At 70.5% G+C, this 16532-nt stretch carries 20 protein-coding genes and 1 pseudogene; 10 read left to right on the top strand and 11 right to left on the bottom strand.

Translation table 11 applies throughout. The features are described 5' to 3' along the window. Nucleotides 1-137: 137 nt before the first annotated feature. Both ABD256_RS01100 and ABD256_RS01095 read left to right on the top strand, forming a co-directional pair. Nucleotides 138-1325, top strand: coding sequence for a tyrosine-type recombinase/integrase (locus ABD256_RS01100; RefSeq protein WP_344412310.1), 1188 nt, complete (start codon nt 138-140; stop codon nt 1323-1325). Nucleotides 1326-1373: 48 nt separating this feature from the next. Continuing rightward, nucleotides 1374-1754 carry a VOC family protein gene (locus tag ABD256_RS01095; RefSeq protein WP_344412308.1) on the top strand — a complete coding sequence of 127 codons (381 nt, stop codon included), beginning with the start codon at nt 1374-1376 and terminating at the stop codon, nt 1752-1754. 79 nt (nt 1755-1833) lie between these two features. On the opposite strand, the pseudogene ABD256_RS01090 reads toward ABD256_RS01095, so the two are convergent. From ABD256_RS01090 to ABD256_RS01080, 3 genes and pseudogenes are all read right to left on the bottom strand, one after another. Beyond that, nucleotides 1834-2077 (bottom strand): annotated as a pseudogene (locus ABD256_RS01090) (helix-turn-helix domain-containing protein); the annotation flags it as partial. A 96-nt stretch (nt 2078-2173) separates the two neighbouring features. Then, nucleotides 2174-2563 (bottom strand): tautomerase family protein, encoded by a 390-nt coding sequence (locus ABD256_RS01085; protein WP_344412306.1) that lies wholly within the window; start codon nt 2561-2563, stop codon nt 2174-2176. A 66-nt stretch (nt 2564-2629) separates the two neighbouring features. Further along, the gene (locus ABD256_RS01080) at nt 2630-3682 is read right to left on the bottom strand and encodes an aldo/keto reductase (protein ID WP_344412666.1); all 1053 of its coding nucleotides are present in this window, start codon (nt 3680-3682) and stop codon (nt 2630-2632) included. 90 nt (nt 3683-3772) lie between these two features. Between ABD256_RS01080 and ABD256_RS01075 the strand changes: the two genes are divergently transcribed. Continuing rightward, nucleotides 3773-4186 (top strand): MerR family transcriptional regulator, encoded by a 414-nt coding sequence (locus ABD256_RS01075; RefSeq protein WP_344412304.1) that lies wholly within the window; start codon nt 3773-3775, stop codon nt 4184-4186. Nucleotides 4187-4210: 24 nt separating this feature from the next. On the opposite strand, the gene ABD256_RS01070 is transcribed toward ABD256_RS01075, so the two are convergent. Next, nucleotides 4211-4930 carry an alpha/beta fold hydrolase gene (locus ABD256_RS01070; protein ID WP_344412301.1) on the bottom strand — a complete coding sequence of 240 codons (720 nt, stop codon included), beginning with the start codon at nt 4928-4930 and terminating at the stop codon, nt 4211-4213. 96 nt (nt 4931-5026) lie between these two features. On the opposite strand from ABD256_RS01070, the gene ABD256_RS01065 reads away from it, so the two are divergent. Beyond that, nucleotides 5027-5593 carry a TetR/AcrR family transcriptional regulator gene (locus tag ABD256_RS01065; protein ID WP_344412299.1) on the top strand — a complete coding sequence of 189 codons (567 nt, stop codon included), beginning with the start codon at nt 5027-5029 and terminating at the stop codon, nt 5591-5593. Nucleotide 5594: 1 nt separating this feature from the next. On the opposite strand, the gene ABD256_RS01060 is transcribed toward ABD256_RS01065, so the two are convergent. Beyond that, nucleotides 5595-6872, bottom strand: coding sequence for an RNA polymerase sigma factor (locus ABD256_RS01060; RefSeq protein ID WP_344412297.1), 1278 nt, complete (start codon nt 6870-6872; stop codon nt 5595-5597). 41 nt (nt 6873-6913) lie between these two features. Beyond that, nucleotides 6914-7867, bottom strand: coding sequence for a helix-turn-helix transcriptional regulator (locus ABD256_RS01055; protein WP_344412295.1), 954 nt, complete (start codon nt 7865-7867; stop codon nt 6914-6916). Between the two features lie 62 nt (nt 7868-7929). Between ABD256_RS01055 and ABD256_RS01050 the strand changes: the two genes are divergently transcribed. Beyond that, the gene (locus ABD256_RS01050) at nt 7930-8922 is read left to right on the top strand and encodes an ATP-binding cassette domain-containing protein (protein WP_344412293.1); all 993 of its coding nucleotides are present in this window, start codon (nt 7930-7932) and stop codon (nt 8920-8922) included. Beyond that, nucleotides 8919-9668, top strand: coding sequence for an ABC transporter permease (locus ABD256_RS01045; RefSeq protein WP_344412291.1), 750 nt, complete (start codon nt 8919-8921; stop codon nt 9666-9668). The genes ABD256_RS01050 and ABD256_RS01045 overlap by 4 nt, the downstream gene beginning before the upstream one ends. Here the strand turns inward: ABD256_RS01045 and ABD256_RS01040 are convergent, their stop codons facing one another. Together ABD256_RS01040 and ABD256_RS01035 are read right to left on the bottom strand one after the other, a co-directional pair. Beyond that, a complete protein-coding gene (locus ABD256_RS01040; protein WP_344412289.1) occupies nt 9669-10553 on the bottom strand; it encodes an SRPBCC family protein in 885 nt (294 codons plus the stop codon). After that, complete coding sequence (locus tag ABD256_RS01035; RefSeq protein ID WP_344412287.1) at nt 10550-10798, bottom strand: hypothetical protein; 249 nt, start codon at nt 10796-10798, stop codon at nt 10550-10552. The genes ABD256_RS01040 and ABD256_RS01035 overlap by 4 nt, the downstream gene beginning before the upstream one ends. 25 nt (nt 10799-10823) lie before the next feature. Here ABD256_RS01035 and ABD256_RS01030 point away from each other — a divergent pair, with 25 nt between their 5' ends. Next, entirely contained in the window at nt 10824-11372 is a 549-nt protein-coding gene (locus tag ABD256_RS01030; protein WP_344412285.1) for a CGNR zinc finger domain-containing protein, read from the top strand. A 15-nt stretch (nt 11373-11387) separates the two neighbouring features. Here the strand turns inward: ABD256_RS01030 and ABD256_RS01025 are convergent, their stop codons facing one another. Genes ABD256_RS01025 through ABD256_RS01015 form a run of 3 tightly spaced genes read right to left on the bottom strand, consistent with a single transcriptional unit; the run spans nt 11388 to nt 13174 of the window. After that, nucleotides 11388-11744: a hypothetical protein gene (locus ABD256_RS01025; protein WP_344412283.1), complete on the bottom strand. Its 357-nt coding sequence runs from the start codon at nt 11742-11744 to the stop codon at nt 11388-11390. 48 nt (nt 11745-11792) lie between these two features. Beyond that, on the bottom strand, nt 11793-13004 hold the full coding sequence (locus tag ABD256_RS01020; protein ID WP_344412281.1) for an MFS transporter: 1212 nt from the start codon (nt 13002-13004) through the stop codon (nt 11793-11795). Beyond that, a complete protein-coding gene (locus ABD256_RS01015) occupies nt 13001-13174 on the bottom strand; it encodes a hypothetical protein (RefSeq protein WP_344412279.1) in 174 nt (57 codons plus the stop codon). Before ABD256_RS01015 ends, ABD256_RS01020 begins: the two co-directional genes overlap by 4 nt. Nucleotides 13175-13435: 261 nt before the next feature. Between ABD256_RS01015 and ABD256_RS01010 the strand changes: the two genes are divergently transcribed. Genes ABD256_RS01010 through ABD256_RS01000 form a run of 3 tightly spaced genes read left to right on the top strand, consistent with a single transcriptional unit; the run spans nt 13436 to nt 16517 of the window. After that, on the top strand, nt 13436-14668 hold the full coding sequence (locus ABD256_RS01010) for a tyrosine-type recombinase/integrase (RefSeq protein ID WP_344412277.1): 1233 nt from the start codon (nt 13436-13438) through the stop codon (nt 14666-14668). Next, complete coding sequence (locus ABD256_RS01005; protein ID WP_344412275.1) at nt 14665-14997, top strand: helix-turn-helix domain-containing protein; 333 nt, start codon at nt 14665-14667, stop codon at nt 14995-14997. The genes ABD256_RS01010 and ABD256_RS01005 overlap by 4 nt, the downstream gene beginning before the upstream one ends. Continuing rightward, the gene (locus ABD256_RS01000; protein ID WP_344412273.1) at nt 14994-16517 is read left to right on the top strand and encodes a hypothetical protein; all 1524 of its coding nucleotides are present in this window, start codon (nt 14994-14996) and stop codon (nt 16515-16517) included. Before ABD256_RS01005 ends, ABD256_RS01000 begins: the two co-directional genes overlap by 4 nt. The last annotated feature ends 15 nt before the right edge of the window (nt 16518-16532 follow it).

The raw sequence follows: 16532 nt of genomic DNA, 5'->3' as shown, positions 1-16532 counted from the left end.
AGGTCTTTTGTTGCTAACCTGAACTCAGACCGGATCGACTTCAGAGAGTGACTTAGCTGGTGACTGAGAGTGCAAACCTTGGGACGGCCGGAGCCGCCGGACCCCCGGCGAAAACTGGGCAAGCCCTCACTGCCGACGTGGACCTCTGGCCCGGCGTCGGGAACCCCGCCGCGCTGCTCGGGCACATCGCCGACTGGCTGGCCGGCTACGGCAACCACGCCACGCGCCGCACCTACGCCGAAGGGCTCGGGCTCCCGACGCGTCCCGCGGAGATCGATACCTGGGCGCACGCCGCCCGGGACGACGAGTGGGCGACGGTGCTCGCGCACTACTGCCAAGTGCTGCGCATCGGCCTCGCCGAGGGCCCGCAGGCGAGGCGTCCCGGTCCCCCGCCGGCGGCGCCGGGACGGCTGCGCCGCTGGCACTGGTTCCGATGGTGTGCCGCCGCCGGAATCGACCCCGTCGCCGCGACCTCGCGGCACGTGAAGTCCTGGCTCGACGCGCTGGCCGTGGCCGACGCGGCGCCGTCCACCCGCGACCGCATGCTCGCCACCGTCAAGGCGCTCTACGCCTACCTCGCGGAGTTCGGCGTGGTGACCGGCAATCCCGCCGCGCTCAACCGGCGGCGCCTCGGCCTCACGGCCGCGGCGGCCGGTACGTCGAGCACCGTCACGCTCACCAGCGCGCAGGTTCGCGCGCTCCACGCCACCGCCGCACTCCCGCGCCGGGGCGCCAGCGCGCTCGACACCCACCGCGCGGTCGCCGTGGTCGCCCTGTTCACCCTCGGGCTGCGCGTCAGCGAACTGTGCGGGCTCGACCGCGCCGACCTGCACGTCACCAGGGGCAGGCGGGCGCTGCGCGTGCACGGCAAGGGCGGTAAGGACCGGATCGTCTACCTCAGCGGCCCCGCCGACACGGCACTCACCCGCTACCTCGTGCTCCGCGACGACACCGGGAAGGCCGCGAACGCCGCCGTCACCAGGCGGCAGCAGGGAACCGGCGCCGGCACCACCCCGCTCCTGCTGACCAGGACCGGCCGCCGCTTCCAGCGGCAGGCCATTTGGCAGCTACTGCGCCGTGTCGCGGCCGCCGGCGGCGAAGAGCTGAGCGTGATCGCCGGCGCCCTGCACCCCCACGCCTTGCGCCACTTCTACGTCACCACCGCGGTCGAGGCGGGCGCCCAGCTCACCCACGTCCAGGCGGACGTCGGCCACAGCAGCATCGACACCACCCAGCAGACCTACGACCACGCGGCCCGCGATCCGGCGCGCAGCGCGGTCGACCTGGTCGCCGACACCTGGCACGGGCCGGAACCGGCGCCGTGACGGGCTGGTCCGCTACGGTCGGGCCTGCCGCGCACCGGAGGGACGCTCATGCACATCGGACCCGTCATCGCCGTGACCGATCTCGACCGGGCACGGGAGTTCTACGAGGGAAAACTGGGCCTGACCGGCGAGGAGACCCCGGGTGGCTGGCTCCTCACCGGCGGCGAGGGCACGGTGATCTACCTGCTCGCGGGCGTTCCCGACGCGGGATCGGTGAGCTGGCCGGTGGCGAGCATCCGGGTCGGCGACGCCGCGGAGACGGTGCGGGCGCTGCGGTCCAGGGGAGTTCCGTTCCTCGGCAAGGACGACCTGCCCTTCGCGCTCGACGAGGACGGCGTTTCAGCGGACACCTCCGGCGTCCGGGTGGCCTGGATGCGCGACCCCGACGGATCCGTGCTCACGATCTTCAGCCGGGCTTCCCCCGCTTAGCCGCGCAGCTCAGAAGGGGGAACGCTGCGCACATCGGCGTCGGCGCGCGTCCGTCCGCACGTGACGGAGTCACCTGCGCCACCGAGCCCCAGGGGCTGCGGGAGAACTGCGTCGAGAGCCGTGTGGCGAGCCACGGATGTTCCTCGATCACGTCGAACAGGCCGAGTGCCACGGCGCGGATTTCGCCCTGCGCCGAGCAGCTCGCCCTTGTTCGCCGCGTGCCAGTAGATCGCGCCCGGCCCGGTGGCGAGGCGCTCGGTCAGCGCCCGGAAGGTCAGCCCGCCTTCGCCGCCCGCGTCGAGCAGTTCCACGGCCGTCCTAATCGGGACAGGCGCGGGCCGCGAGCTGATCAGGACGCCGTCCCAACCTGGCGGCAGGCCAGGGCCGGGCCCGCCGCCAGGTTGGGACGCAACGCGAGCTCACCCCTCGGCGTACTGCGCGATCCCGTCACCGAACGACCAGTCGATCGGCTCGTTCTCCGTGACGGTGACGAAGACGTTCCGCGGCTCGGTCCCCGCGTACTCGTGGGCGAGCTCCGCGATCCGCCGGTACAGCGCCTGCTTCATCGCGGCCGTGCGCCCGGACCGCATCGTGATCGCGACGAACACCAGTTCGTCGTCGCGGCGCACGCCGAGGTAGCCGTCGTCGTAGCGCAGCGTGCTCCGGGTGCCGTCGTGCCCGGTCAGAACCTGGAACCGGTCGTCGGGCGGGATGCCGATCGCCTCGACCAGCGCGTCGTGCACGGCCCGGCCGAGCGCGTCGAGCCGGTCGGGGCCCGCTCCGAGTGCGTCGATGCGAACGAATGGCATGGAGTGCTCCTTCGGAATGGTTGCGATTACCGTACATACTAGTAGGTACAACCACTCCGGAGGCAACTACGCCGCGGCGCGCTCGGTCAGCGGACGGCGCCGCCTGGTGACGTCGGTCAACGACTCCGGGCTCCACGCGGCGTCCACGTGGTACTGGTCCTTGCCCGGCGGCACGATCTCGTCGATCCGGTCCATCGTCTCGTCGTCCAGCACCAGTGCTGCACCTTTCAGGGAAGATTCGAGCTGGGTCATCGTGCGCGGCCCGAGGATCACCGACGTGACGGCGGGATGCGCCACGACGAACGCGATGGCGAGATCCGGCAGCGAGCACCCGATCTCGTCCGCCAGCTCGGCGAGCTTCGCCGCGGCGGCCAGCTTCGGCCCGTTCTCCGGGAGCGCGGGATCGAAGCGGCCGGGGTTCAGCGCGGGGCGCCCGGTGGTCAGGTCGACCCGCTCCCCCTTGCGGTACCGGCCGGAAAGCACTCCCCAAGCGAGTGGGCTCCAGGTCAGCACGCCCATCCCGAGCCGCTGGCAGGCAGGCAGGACCGATCGTTCGACGCCCCGCCCGAGCATCGAATACGGCGGCTGCTCGGTGCGGAACCTCGGCAGGCCGCGGCGTTCGGCGACGTAATGGGCTTCGAGGATGTCCTCGACCGGGAAGGACGAACAGCCGAACGCCCTGATCTTGCCCTGCCGCACGAGATCGCCGAGCGCGGACAGGGTCTCCTCGATATCGGTCGCGTGGTCCGGCCGGTGGACCTGGTACAGGTCGATCCAGTCCGTCCCGAGGCGGCGCAGGCTCTCCTCGACGGCGCTCACGATCCAGCGACGCGAATTGCCGCCTCGGTTCGGCCCCTCGCCGCCCATCGGGAAGTGCACCTTCGTGGCGAGCACGACGTCGTCGCGGCGCCCGCGCAGGGCCTTGCCGACGATCTCCTCGGACTCCCCGTCGGAGTACATGTCGGCGGTGTCGACGAAGTTGATCCCGCCGTCGAGCGCGGTGTGCAGGATTCGGGCGCAGTCGTCGTGGTCAGGGTTGCCGACGTGGCCGAACATCATGGTGCCGAGGCAGTGGGCGCTCACCTTGATGCCGGTGCCGCCCAGCGCGCGGTAGTTCATGGTCATGGCGCAGACGGTAGGAACTAGACCCGGCTCTAGATCAAGCGGAAACCGCCGCCAATGTCCGATTGCCCGCCTACGCTGATGCCCATGGCTGAGGTCGCAACGAGTCTGAGCATCGGCGAGGTCGCGGAACGCACGGGGCTGAGCGTGCACGCGCTGCGGTTCTACGAGCGCGAGGGCCTCTTCGTGAACCCGGTGCGCCGCAAGGCGGGCGGCAACCGGATGTACGCCGTCGACGACGTCGAATGGTTGCGGCTGTGCGTGGTGCTGCGCGCATCCGGGATGCCGTTGCCCTCGATCCGCCGGTACGCCGAACTGGTCCGCGACGGCGGCGGCAACGAGAAGGAACGACTGGAACTGCTGCTCGAGCACCAGGAGCGCGTGCACGCGCAGATCGGCGAGCTCAACCGGAGCCTCGACCTGATCACGCACAAGGTCGCCGTGTACGAGGACGTGCTGGACACCGGTGTCCAGCACGTGTGCGAGATTTCGGGCGGCTGAGCGCGGCCCGGAATCTCGCGCGCCTCACGGTGCGACGGCGTGGTCCTGGCGAACCGCGGCCGCCGCGTCCGAGACGAGACGGGCCATCGCCACCGGGTGGGTCAGCGGCAGGTAGTGACCGGCGCCGGGGACGACGATGAGCCTGCCGTGCGCCGCGGCGGCGAGGAACCGGTTCTCGTGCCACCGGAAGTGGTCGTGCCCGCCGTTGACGAACCACGTGGGGCCGGGGAAGCGCGCGACGTCGGCGAGGACGTCGGTTCCGATCACCGCGTCCACGAGATCGGGGATCACCTCCGTGGCGATGCCACCCGCCAGCACGCCGTCCAGGGATTCCGGCGGCAGCACCCTGCCGAAGATCCAGCGGGAGAGGTGATCGCCCCCGTCCGGACGGGCGGACAGGAAGCGGTGCATCACCCGGAACGGCACCGCGAGTCCGCGGTCCGGCACCGCCGTCGCCCCGGCGACGACGAGCCCGGCCACCCGCTCCGGGCACCGGGCCGCCGCGGCCATCGAGACGTAGCCGCCGAGGGAGTGCCCGACCACCAGCGCCCTGCCACCGAGGTCGGCCACCGCATCGGCCACCGCGGCCGTCGCCCCGTCCATCGTGAAGACCTCGCCGCGGCGGGCGCCGTGCCCGGGCAGGTCGATGGCGCGAAACGCCCCGCCCAGCCGCGCGGTGACCGGCGACCACGCCGACCCGCTCAGGCGCATCCCGTGTACGAACACGATCGGAAGTCCGGGCATCGCTTCCTCCTCTGCACAACGCAACGCACCGTTGCGTTGTCCACTTAACCAAGCCGTCGACAGCAACGCAACGGTGCGTTGCGTTACAGTCCGAGGATGACGACACCACGGCGCGGGCCGCGCAAGGCGCAGGAGATCTTCGCGACCACACTCGCGCTGCTCGCCGAACACGGCTACGACGGGCTGGCGATCGAGGTGGTGGCTGACCGGTCCGGGGTCAACAAGACCACGCTCTACCGCTGGTGGCCGTCGAAGGACGCACTGCTCGCCGCGGCGCTGCGCGACTCGAACGCGCTCGAGTTCACCGTGCCGGACACCGGCACGCTGCGCGGCGACCTGCGCGCGCTCATCGGGCTGATCAGGGATCTGCTCACCCGTCCGCCGAGCGCCCAGCTCGTCACGGCCGCGCTCGCCGCCGCTCCCCGGCGGCCCGAACTCGGCGGGGTCGTGCAAGCGTTCCTCGCCGACCGGATGGCCAGGGAGCGGCCCGTGTTCGAACGCGCCGTGGCCAGGGGCGAGCTGCGCGCGGACGCCGACCAGGTCGCGATCATGGACCTGCTTGGTGGCGCGATCTGGTTTCGCGTCCTGCTCCGGTCCGGCGAGGCGGGTGACCGCTACCTCGACGAGCTGGTGGACCTCGTGCTGCGGGGCGGCGCGCCGTGACCTACCGCTGGGGCGCGAGCCCCTGCTCGCAGGCCGCCGCACGCGCCTTGAGGAGGGCCTGTTCGCGGACGTTGCCGGTCAGCTCCGCCGCGCGCTCGAACTCGGCGCGTGCTTCGTCGAGCCTGCCGACCTTCGCCAGCAGATCGCCCCGGACGCTGGGCAGCAGGTGGTACCGCTTCAGCGAAGGCTCGTCGACCAGCGCGTCGACGAGCCGCAACCCGGTCGCGGGCCCGAACGCCATGGACAGCGCCACCCCGCGGTTCAGCTCGACGATCGGTGACGGTGTGAGCTGGGCGAGCGCGGTGTAGAGGGCGGAGATCCGGACCCAGTCGGTCTCCTCCGCGGTCCTCGCCCTCCCGTGGCAGGCGGCGATGGCGGCTTGCAGGCAGTAGGAGCCACGCCGGTCGTCGATCGACTCGGCGCGCTCCAGCGCGGCCAGCCCGCGGCGCAGCAGCACCTGGTCCCAGCGCCCGCGATCCTGTTCCAGCAGCAGCACCGGGTCCCCGTTGCGGTCGACGCGGGCACGCGAGCGCGACGCCTGGATCTCCATCAGCGCCACCAGGCCGTGCACCTCGGTCTCGGCGGGCGCGAGCTCCGCCAGTATCCGGCCGAGCCGAAGGGCGTCCTCGCACAGCGCGGGGCGCATCCAGTCGTCCCCCGCGGTCGCGGCGTACCCCTCGTTGAAGATCAGGTAGACGACTTCGAGCACCGAAGCCAGTCGTTCCGCCAGCTCGTCGCTGGCAGGCATCTCGAACGGCACCTTCGCGTCGGACAGCGTGCGCTTGGCACGGACGATCCGCTGGGCCACGGTCGCCTCGGAAACCAGGAACGCCCGCGCGATCTCCTTCGTGGTCAGGCCGCCGAGCAGCCGCAGCGTCAGCGCGACGCGCGCTTCGGTGGCCAATATCGGGTGGCAGGAAATGAACACGAGCCGCAGCAGGTCGTCGCTGACCGGGGCGTCGAGCGCGTCGAGATCAGGTCCCGCGGCATCGGGCCTGCTCTCCAGATCGCGCGCGATCTCGGCCTGTTTGCGTTCGAGCCGTTCGTTGCGGCGGATCAGGTCGATCGCGCGCCGCTTCGCGGTGGTCATCAGCCAGGCGCCGGGGTTGCGGGGCACACCCGATTCCGGCCACTGCTCCAGTGCCGCGACCATGGCGTCCTGCGCGAGCTCCTCGGCAACGCCGATGTCGCGGACGAGCCTGGCCAGTCCGGCGATGACCTTCGGGGATTCGATCCGCCACACGGCCTCGACCGCGCGGTGGATGTCGGTGTCCGTCACGGGAGAAATAGAGCATCCCGGCAGTGCTCACCGCAAGCGGTTCACCGGGTGCCCCGCACGAACCTTTCCCCGGCCGCCCTGACGTAGTCCGCGAACTCGGGCGGACCGTCCACTTCGAACTCGGCGCCGATCGCGGCGAGCAGCAGGATCGGCCAGTCGAACGTCTCGACCTTCATCGCCAGGCGGCACGAGCCGCCGCCGAGATCGGTGAACTCGCCCCACCGCCGCACTTCGGCAGGCACGTCGTCAGCGGCCACGCGCAACGTCACGGTCACCTCGTGGGGCTGGGACGCCGACGAGATCCGATCGCGCACGAACGCGCCCGCGTCGCCGCCGGGCAGCTCGCGCTGGCGGAACCGGTGACCGGTGCTCCGGGGGTCCCCGAGCCGGTCCACCCGGAACGTGCGCCAGTCGTGGCGTTCGGCGTCCCAGGCGACGAGGTACCACCGCCCGCTCAGCGACACCAGCCGGTGCGGCTCCACCAGCCGCTCGGTCCGCTCCCCCGCACGCGCGGTGTAGGTGAAGCGGAGGCGCTCGTCGTCGCGGCAGGCCTGCGCGAGCACGGTCAGCGCGCCGGAATCGACGGCGGGGCCGGCGTTCCACGCCGTGCGGACGGTGAACGAGCGCAAGGCGTCCACCCGGCGCCGCAGGCGCGGCGGCATCACCTGGATGACCTTCGTCAGCGCGCGCACCGAGGTTTCTTCGACGCCGTCGACCGCGCCGGAGGCCGCCGTGCGCAGCCCGACGGCGATCGCGACCGCTTCTTCGTCGTCGAGCAGCAGCGGTGGCATCGCGGCGCCCGACTGGAGCTGGTACCCGCCTGCCACTCCCCGGTTCGCGTCGACCGGGTACCCGAGATCGCGCAGCCGTTCGACGTCGCGCCGCAGCGTCCGCTCGCTCACTTCGAGCTTGCCCGCCAGTTCACTGCCCGGCCAGTACCGGTGGGTCTGCAACAGGTTCAGCAGCCGCAGCATCCGTGCGCTCGTGTTCGCCATGACTCCAGATTCCCGTGGATTCAGGTCGGAAAGTGGCCGGATCGGATCCTAACTTCTCCGTCATGACGAAGACGATGATCCGGACGAGCGGCCTCGGCAGGCGGTTCACCACCAGGAAGGCCACCGTCGACGCGGTGCGCGAGCTCGACCTCGAAGTCCGCGAAGGCGAGCTCGTGGCGCTGCTGGGGCCCAACGGCGCCGGCAAGTCCACCACGCTGCGGATGCTGACCACGCTGCTCGCGCCGACCAGCGGCACCGCGACGGTGGCTGGCCACGACGTGACGACCGCGCAACGCGAGGTACGCCACCGCATCGGTTACCTCGGGCAGGGCACCGGCGCGGGGCACAGCCAGCGCGGCCGCGACGAACTCCTCAGCCAGGGCAGGGCGTACGGCATGGGCTCACGCGCGGCGAAGGCGCGCGCGGACGAGCTGATCGGCTCGCTCGAACTCGACGGCCTCGCGGATCGCTTGGTGTCCTCGCTCTCCGGCGGCCAGCGGCGCCGCCTCGACATCGCGATGGGCCTCATCCACGCGCCGGCGCTGCTGTTCCTCGACGAGCCGTCCACCGGGCTCGACCCGCAGAGCAGGGCCAACCTCCAGCAGCACATCCGCGCGCTGCGCGCCGCGCACGACACCACCGTCGTGCTGACCACCCATTACCTCGACGAGGCCGATCAGCTCGCCGAACGGGTGGTGGTGATCGACGGCGGCCGCGTGATCGCCGACGACACCCCGGCGAAGCTGAAGAGCGAGCACGCCGGTGACCGGATCACCCTCACCTTCGACGGCGAGCGCGAGGCCACCCTCGCCGTCCGGACCGGGCTCGGCATCGCCTCGGGCGCGCGCGTCGACCGCCGCGGGCCGGTGGTGACGGTCGAAACCGCCGGTGGCGCCGCGCTCGCACCGAAACTGCTGCGCGGCCTCGACGACGCGGGGCTCACCGTCGCCGCCGTGGAAGTCGCGCGCCCGACGCTCGACGACGTGTTCCTGGCCCTCACCGGCCGCAGCCTTCGAGACGAAACGACCACGCCCGAGAAGGGAACCGACCAGTGAGCACCACCTTCGCCACCGACACCATGACCGTGTTCACCCGCGAACTGCGGCCCGTGCTGCGCAACCCGTTCTCCGTGATCTTCACGATGGTCCAGCCGCTGTTCTTCCTCGCCCTGTTCGCGCCGCTGCTGCCCGGCACGATGGGAGGGCAGCCCGCGCTGCAGTGGTTCGTGCCCGGTGTCGTGGTGATGTCGTGCCTGTTCGGCACCACCACGACCGGCTCGAACCTGCTCTACGAGATGCAAACCGGCTCGCACGAGCGGATGCTCGTCTCCCCGCTCCGGCGGCCGGCGCTCATCGTGGGCAGGGCGCTCAAGGAGATCGTGCCGATGTTCGCCCAGACGGCGCTGCTCGTCGTCGCGACGATCCCGTTCGGATTCCACCTCCACCTCGCAGGCGCGGTACTCGGGCTGGCGCTGCTCGGGGTGTTCTGCGTCGGACTCGGCGCGCTGTCCTACACGCTGGCGCTGGCGTCGAAGAACCAGGAGTGGATGTTCTGGGCGGTGCAGCAGACGCTGACGTTCCCGCTGCTGTTGCTGGCGGGCATGCTGCTGCCGCTCGACGGCGGGCCGGGCTGGCTGCGCGCGCTGGCGAAGGCCAACCCGCTGACCTACGTCGTGGACGCGGAGCGCGCGCTGTTCGGTGGCCAGATCTGGAACGCGGCCACCGGGTGGGGCCTGCTGGCCGCCGCGCTGGTGGCGCTCGCCGGGCTCGCCGTCGGCACCCGCGCGATGCGCCGCGCCTGATCACCGCTCGGCGGCGGCCGCGCGCCCTGCCGTGATCAGGGTCGCCGGGACGCCGGGGAGCACGCGGCGCAGCCAGATCGGCCGCGCGCCGTCGTGGTGGCGCCGCAACCCGGCGAGCCCGGCGAGCCAGCCCGTCCACCCGGCGTAGGGCGGGTTTCGCTCGTCGAAACCGGTGTGCTGCAAAGAAAGCCGGGTGCCGTAGTCGGCCGGGGTCAGTTCCCAGCCGGTCTCGAATCCGTTCTCCGCGACGGTCAGCCTCCGCCCCGGCGCCAGCGCGACGATCGTGGCGCCGGGGCCGATCAGCTCGAACGTCCCGACGACCCACGGGCCGCCGATCCGGGCGTCGGTTTCGAGCACGGTGCCGAACCAGGTGCCGAACCGGGCAGGCTCCACCAGCGAGGCGAACACGGCACCCGGTGTGGCCGCGAGCGGGATCTCCACGTGCAGTTCGGGCGAGACGAAGTCCGTCTTCGGGGTGAGCGGACGACCTTCGAGGTGGTCAGCGAGGTTCGCCAGCGCGAGCGACCAGAACGTGCCCAGCACGCTCAGCGGGGTGTCCTCCCCTGCCATCTCGGCCCAGTCGGGCACCTCCGTCTGGCACAGCGACAGCACCGTGCCGCCGCCGGAAGCGGCGCTGAGTCCGATGTGGACGGAGGTGTCGACGTGCCACAGCCGCCAGTCGAACCGCACGCACCGGTCGTCGAGCCGGCGCAGGTGTTGCCGGGGCCCGGCGCCGTCCGGTGTGTGGCGGCCCCAGAACGTCATGGCGGGCCCGGCGTGTTCGGCCAGCCACACCCGGAGGGAGCCGACGTCGGTGAGCGCGTGCCGCACCGTCGCGACAGGAGCGGCGATGCGCGCACGGAGCGCGAGCAGTCCACCGCTCACACCAGGCGTCGCAGGGAACGCCGGAGCCGGGTCGCCAGCGAGGTGGGCGCGGGAGCGGTACCGCTGCCCTGCGCGCGAGGCGGCGCGGTCACGGCGGTCACGCCGCCGTCGATGAGGATCAGCCAGCTGCCGCACAGGCACTGGCGGTAGCTGACCCTGCCGTCGGAGACGTGGTGCGTCGACCCGGTGTCGACACGGTCGCGCGCGGGCCAGCCGCAGTGGGGGCACGTGGTGTTCGTGGTCATGCCCCGATCGTGCTGTAATAGTTCAGTGCACTTCAACCCTTACGGTGGTGCGGCGGCCCAGATCGCCGCCGCGCTCGTCAACGCCGGTCCCGCCACGGCCGCCGAGCTGGCCACCGTCCTGCGCGAGCACGGGGCGACCATGGGTGCGATCGTGCCCGCCGACGCGGGCGCAGTGGTCGCGTGGGCGGGCAGGCTCCGCGCGGTCTTCGAGGCGTCGTCATCGGAACTCGCGGTGGACCTCGTCAACGAACTGCTCGCCGACTCGGCCTGCCGGCCGTTCGTCTCCCGACACGACGGGCTCCGGCCCCATCTGCACTACGCCCGCGAGGACGAGGGCGTGCTGGCCCGCATCCGCGCCTACACCGCGGGCGGGCTCGCGCACCTGGTGTGCGAAGACCCCGGCCGGTTCGGCCGCTGCGCTCGGGAGGGCTGCGAGACCGTCTTCGTGGACACCTCGCGCAACGGAAGGCGCCGTTTCTGCTCCACCCGGTGCGCGACCAGGGTGCACGTCGCCGAACATCGCGAACGGGTCGCCGTGGCGTCCGCCGGTGACCGGGAGGCCGCGGCCGGATAGCGGCGAACTCCCGCGTCAAGGCTGTGCGGCAAGCCTTTCCCGTTCGGCGAGGAACTCGTCCAGCAACCCGAAGAGCACCTTCAGAAGATGTTCTTCCTGCTGGGGCGTGAGATCCCACCCGCCATGCCACTCCGGCGTCGCGATCTGCCTGATCTGGCTTTCCCAGACGAGGTTGGCGTCGACCTCGTGGTTCGCCATCAGCCACGTACGCCACCCGGTCAAACCGGGGCCGCCATGCCTGCGGGCGGCTTGGTCGTATCCCGTCATGAAGTCGGTCGCGCCGCGGAACGATGTCCTCCCGATGAACATGCCCAGGCGCTTCGCGAACTCGGCGAAGTACTCGCGCTCACTCATTTCGATCGGATTCACCATGCTCGAATCCTGCCGTCACGGTCACCGGCGACGAAACCGGCTCCGCGTTCAGGACTGGGCCGGTGTGGGCTCGTCCTCGTCGAGCGAGCGCTCGCTTGTCGTTGGCGGCTTGAGGAAGCTGGTGCCCCAGGCGACAACGGCGGCAACGCAGGCGAGGGCGAAGCCGGTGAGCACTGTGGCGGCGACGGAGAAGCTGCCGACAGCCACGCCCCCGACCGCCGAGCCGAGCGCGATACCGAGGTTGGCCGACGACGCCGGCAGTGACTGCGCGAGCTGGGCACCGGGCCCGGCGAGGTCCACCACGCGGTACTGCACCACCGGCGCCGTCCCCATGCCGAACATGCCCAGCGCGAGCAGCGCCAGGACGACCACCGCGGCGACCGCGCCCGCCAGGTACAGCACGAGCAGGGAGACCGCGAGCCCGCCGGTGCCGAGGATCAACGCACGCGGGGCGTTGGCGTCGGCGAACCGGCCGCCGCCGAACGAGCCAACCGCGGTCGCCACACCGTAGGCGAGCAGGAACACGCTGATCAGCGCGCCCGGGATACCGGTGACCTGTTCCAGGAACGGCGCGAGGTAGGTCAGCGCGGCGAAGAGCGACGCGAACACCAGAGCGATCACGACAAGCACGGCGAGCACGCGCGGAGCGAACGCGTACCTGGCCTGACTGCCGAGACCGCCGCCGCTCGCGGGCACACGCGGAACCAGGACCAGGATGGCGATGAGCGCCAGGGCGGACAGCACCACGATCGCGACGAACGATCCCCGCCAGCCCAGTGCCTGACCGGCCAGCGTGCCCAGTGGAACGCCCAGCGCGGCCGACACGGTGGCGCCGGAGATGACCACCGAGATCGCCCTGCCCATCCGTTCCGGCGGGACGATCGAGGTGCCGACTTCGAACGCGGCGGCGATGAACAACCCGCCCACCGCGCCCCCGAGCGCACGCGCCGCGATCACCAGGCCGTAGTCGGTACTCACCACCAGAACCAGGTTCGCCACGATGAACACAGCGATCGTGCCGACCAGGATCGCCCGCTTGCCGAGCCTGATCGTCAGCGCGGTCAGAAGCGGCCCGCCCAGCGCGACACCCAACGCTTGCGCGGTCACCAGCATCCCGGCCGCTTGGATGGAGACGTCCAGGTCGGCGGCGACCAGGTTCAGCACCCCCGGGACGAGCAGCTCGGTGACGCCCATGACGAAGGCGCTGAGGAACAGGGCCGCCAGGACCAGTTTCGCCCGGTTCGGGCTCAGCGCGGTCACGGAGCGGCGGTGATGCGCTGGTCGGCGAACGAGAACTCGGCACCGACACCGGTCGAATCGCCGGTGATGGTTTCGCTGATCCAGGCGCGGAGGTCGGCGACGGCCATGAACACGTCGTCCGGTGTGCGGTCGGCGGTGATCTCGGTGGTGAAGTCGGACTGCGTCGTCATCTCGGTTCCGGCATCCTTTCGCAACTGGTTGGTTGCGACCATATGGCAACCACTCAGTTGCGTCAACCTCGGAACCCGGTCACCACGGGGTCCCTGTAGTACTCGGGAAATTTCGGGCGGATATGGCTTCTGCCGCCAATTGCAGCAGATGCGAATTCGCGACAGTCTGCGGACCGGCTCCACAGTGGACGCCGAAGTAGCCGCCTGACCAGCAGGGAGATCCCTGGATTACGGCGACCTTACCGCCGTGTCTTCCGGGCGATGAGGCCAGCGGCTGTCACTCGTCCGGTTGGTTGTCCTGCGGTTTTCCGGCCGACTCGCATCGGATGCGGTTTTATCGCGTTCAACGCGAGTGACGGAGGGTGGTGGCCGGTGAGGCCGATCGGGGTGGCGCCGGGGGCGGCGAGCCTGCACCTGGTGGACGGGGTGTCGCTGCTGCGACCCGAAGATCAGGTCTTCGACGCAATGCTGCTGGGGTTCGCGAACCAGCAGCTGGCGCGGAACTTGGCCCGGTCGACGGTCGAGGGCCGGGAGAACACGGTGCGCGCGTTCGCCCACTACGTGAACGCGTTCCCGTGGCGCTGGTCGGCGGCAATGGTCGACGAGTGGCTCGGCGATCTGCGGTCGTTGCGGGACTTGAAGCACTCCACGATTCGCTCGTACTCCGAGGCCGTCCGGGCGTTCTGCCACTTCGCCACCGATCCTGCCTACGAGTGGTCGCAGACTTGCGAGCAGCGCTTCGGCACGCACCCGATCCAGGTGGTGCACGAGTGGAACACCGCCGCGCATGTCCAGGCCAACGAGGCGGATCCGAAGAAGCGGGCCTTCACCAAGAACGAGCTGAACGACTTCTTCGCCCATTGCGACGACCAGGTGGCTCGCATCCGCGCGTTCGGCCGGAAGGGCTGGCTGCCCGCGTTCCGCGACGCGACGATCTTTAAGACGGCGTACGCCTTTGGCTTGAGGCGTAACGAAACCAGGATGCTGGACGCCTTCGATTTCGCCCGGAGTGCCGATGGGCCGGAGTTCGGCGAGTACGGATTGTGCCGTGTCCGGTTCGGCAAGGCGAAGAAAGGCTCGCCGCCCAAACAGCGCAGCGTGATGACGGTCTGGAAGTGGACGCCGGACATCCTCGAGGAGTGGTTCACCGAGATCCGGCCGCTGTTCGGCGTCGATGGCAACCCGGCCGCCTGGCCGTCCGAGCGCGGGATGCGCGTCGGCTGCCAGCGGCTCAACTCCCGGTTCGTGGCCTACCGCAAGGAACTCGGCCTGGACGACGGGGTCGATTTCCATTCGCTGCGCCGCTCCTACGTCACGCATCTGATCGAGGCCGGGTGGGATCCGCGGTTCGTGCAGGAACAGGTCGGTCACGAGCACGCTTCCACGACGTCGATCTACACCTGCGTGTCCTCGGACTTTCGACGCCGCACCCTGCGGCGTCACCTCGACGCGACGGTCGCCGAGGCACTGGGTGGACAGGAAACCCAGGCATGAAGCGGAAAATCGGCTATTCCTGGCGGCTGCGGGAAGTGATGGCCACCCGCAAGATCTACACCGCCACCGAACTCGTCCCGCTATTGAAGGACCGAGGCATCGACCTGTCCGCCTCCCAGGTCCACCGGCTGGTCTCCGGCATTCCCGAGCGGCTCTCGTTGCAGGTTCTGTCGGCGTTCTGCGACATCCTCGGCTGCACCCCGGCTGACCTGGTCACCACCACCGCCGAGAACGCCGGCGTCCGCAAGACCGCCACCGACGACCAGCCAGCACCGCCCTCGACCGTCGCCAAGCTGCGGCCCAGGCCCGCCCGAATCCTCGACGAATGAGCCGCACCTACTCCACCGACGAGCAGTACGAACGCTGGTTCATCACCAACTGCTGCCGCTGCGGCCGCCGTCGGCACAAGGCCGGGAGCTGGCCCGACGGCCACGTCTGCCGCACCTGCCACGATCGTGCGCTGCGCGTCCGCGGTCAGTGCCCTGGCTGCGGAGACGAACGTGTGCTCCCCGGGCTGCGCGACGACGGGGCCGCGGTCTGCACCGACTGCGCCGGGTTCACCACCTCGTTCCGGTGCAGCCGGTGTCCGGAAGAGGGCAAGCTGCACGGCGGACGGTTGTGCACCCGCTGCACCTTCGCCGATCAGCTCGCCGAACTCCTCGACGACGGCACCGGCCGCATCCGGCCCGAACTGGTCCCACTCGCCGAGCACTTGCTCGCGATGAACAACCCGAAGTCGGGGCTGTCATGGCTGCGTCCGTCCCATCGCCCGGCCCGGCCGCCGGCGGTGCTGCTCCAGGAACTCGGCCGCGGGGAGGTCGAGCTGACCCATGAGGCGTTCCATGCCCTTCAACCCTGGCGAGCCGCAGCCCATCTGCGGGAACTGCTGATGGCCTGCGGTGTCCTGCCTGTGGTCGACAAGCAGATCTGCTCATTTGAACGGTGGGTGATCATCCACCTAGCCACGGTCGCCGACCCTGAGCACGCGCAACTGGTACGTCGCTTCGTCACATGGGAAGTACTGCCACGGCTACGGGCCCGCGCGGAGAGAAAGCCGCTCACGCCAGCGATCCGCCGAAGCGTTGGCGACCAGGTCAAGCATGCGACCTCGTTTCTCACTTGGCTCGCCCAGCACGACCTCACCCTGGCAACCTGCGGTCAGACCCACGTCGATGCTTGGCACGTCGGCCATAGCCTCCGCGCCCGCACCTGTGTGAGGCCGTTTTTGTTGTGGTGCATGGCAAACAAGCTCATCAGAAGTGTCCGCTTGCCCGCTCAGGTGATCCGCACTGCGACGCCGCTACCGTCGCAGCAACGCCTCGAACTGCTCGGTCGCCTGCTGGTCGAGCATGATCAGCCCCTCCGCTCCCGCGTCGCGGCCACGCTCGTTTTGCTCTACGCCCAGCCGCTCAGCCGGATCGTCCGGCTCACCCTCGACGACGTGCTGCACGAGGGCGACCAGGTCCTGCTGCGACTGGGCGAACCGCCGTCCCCAGTTCCCGCACCGGTCGCCGACCTGTTGCTGCGGTGGATCCAGCAGCGGAGCAACATGGACACCGCCACCAACCGCGCCTCGCGATGGTTGTTCCCTGGCCGACGTGCTGGCCAGCCGATGAGTCCCGAAACGCTCGGCACCCAGGTCAGAGCGATCGGTATCCCAACCGTTGCAGCACGAGCCGGTGCGATCCGTCAGCACGTCGTGGAAATGCCCGCCCCAGTCGTCGCCGACGCCCTCGGCTACCACCCCTTCACCGCCACCCGACTCGCCGCACAGGCCGGCGCCACTTGGAGCCAATACGCCTCCGGCGATCACTCACCGCTACAACCGCGAAGAACTCGCGACAGTTGAATAGGCGACCTCACC

The organism is Amycolatopsis minnesotensis (assembly GCF_039529815.1).
Lineage (GTDB): Bacteria > Actinomycetota > Actinomycetes > Mycobacteriales > Pseudonocardiaceae > Amycolatopsis > Amycolatopsis minnesotensis.
Note: the sequence above shows the minus strand (reverse complement) of the source record. Positions and strands in the feature narration are given on the sequence as shown.

What these genes read in the sequence shown, in the direction of transcription:
- ABD256_RS01085 (WP_344412306.1), bottom strand. Translation starts at nt 2,563, where the DNA reads ATGCCATTCGTTCGCATCGACGCACTCGGAGCGGGCCCCGACCGGCTC.
- ABD256_RS01065 (WP_344412299.1), top strand. Translation starts at nt 5,027, where the DNA reads ATGACGACACCACGGCGCGGGCCGCGCAAGGCGCAGGAGATCTTCGCG.
- ABD256_RS01050 (WP_344412293.1), top strand. Translation starts at nt 7,930, where the DNA reads ATGACGAAGACGATGATCCGGACGAGCGGCCTCGGCAGGCGGTTCACC.
- ABD256_RS01010 (WP_344412277.1), top strand. Translation starts at nt 13,436, where the DNA reads ATGAGGCCAGCGGCTGTCACTCGTCCGGTTGGTTGTCCTGCGGTTTTC.
- ABD256_RS01000 (WP_344412273.1), top strand. Translation starts at nt 14,994, where the DNA reads ATGAGCCGCACCTACTCCACCGACGAGCAGTACGAACGCTGGTTCATC.
- ABD256_RS01015 (WP_344412279.1), bottom strand. Translation starts at nt 13,174, where the DNA reads ATGACGACGCAGTCCGACTTCACCACCGAGATCACCGCCGACCGCACA.
- ABD256_RS01055 (WP_344412295.1), bottom strand. Translation starts at nt 7,867, where the DNA reads ATGGCGAACACGAGCGCACGGATGCTGCGGCTGCTGAACCTGTTGCAG.
- ABD256_RS01075 (WP_344412304.1), top strand. Translation starts at nt 3,773, where the DNA reads ATGGCTGAGGTCGCAACGAGTCTGAGCATCGGCGAGGTCGCGGAACGC.
- ABD256_RS01080 (WP_344412666.1), bottom strand. Translation starts at nt 3,682, where the DNA reads ATGAACTACCGCGCGCTGGGCGGCACCGGCATCAAGGTGAGCGCCCAC.
- ABD256_RS01025 (WP_344412283.1), bottom strand. Translation starts at nt 11,744, where the DNA reads ATGGTGAATCCGATCGAAATGAGTGAGCGCGAGTACTTCGCCGAGTTC.
- ABD256_RS01095 (WP_344412308.1), top strand. Translation starts at nt 1,374, where the DNA reads ATGCACATCGGACCCGTCATCGCCGTGACCGATCTCGACCGGGCACGG.
- ABD256_RS01005 (WP_344412275.1), top strand. Translation starts at nt 14,665, where the DNA reads ATGAAGCGGAAAATCGGCTATTCCTGGCGGCTGCGGGAAGTGATGGCC.
- ABD256_RS01035 (WP_344412287.1), bottom strand. Translation starts at nt 10,798, where the DNA reads ATGACCACGAACACCACGTGCCCCCACTGCGGCTGGCCCGCGCGCGAC.
- ABD256_RS01070 (WP_344412301.1), bottom strand. Translation starts at nt 4,930, where the DNA reads ATGCCCGGACTTCCGATCGTGTTCGTACACGGGATGCGCCTGAGCGGG.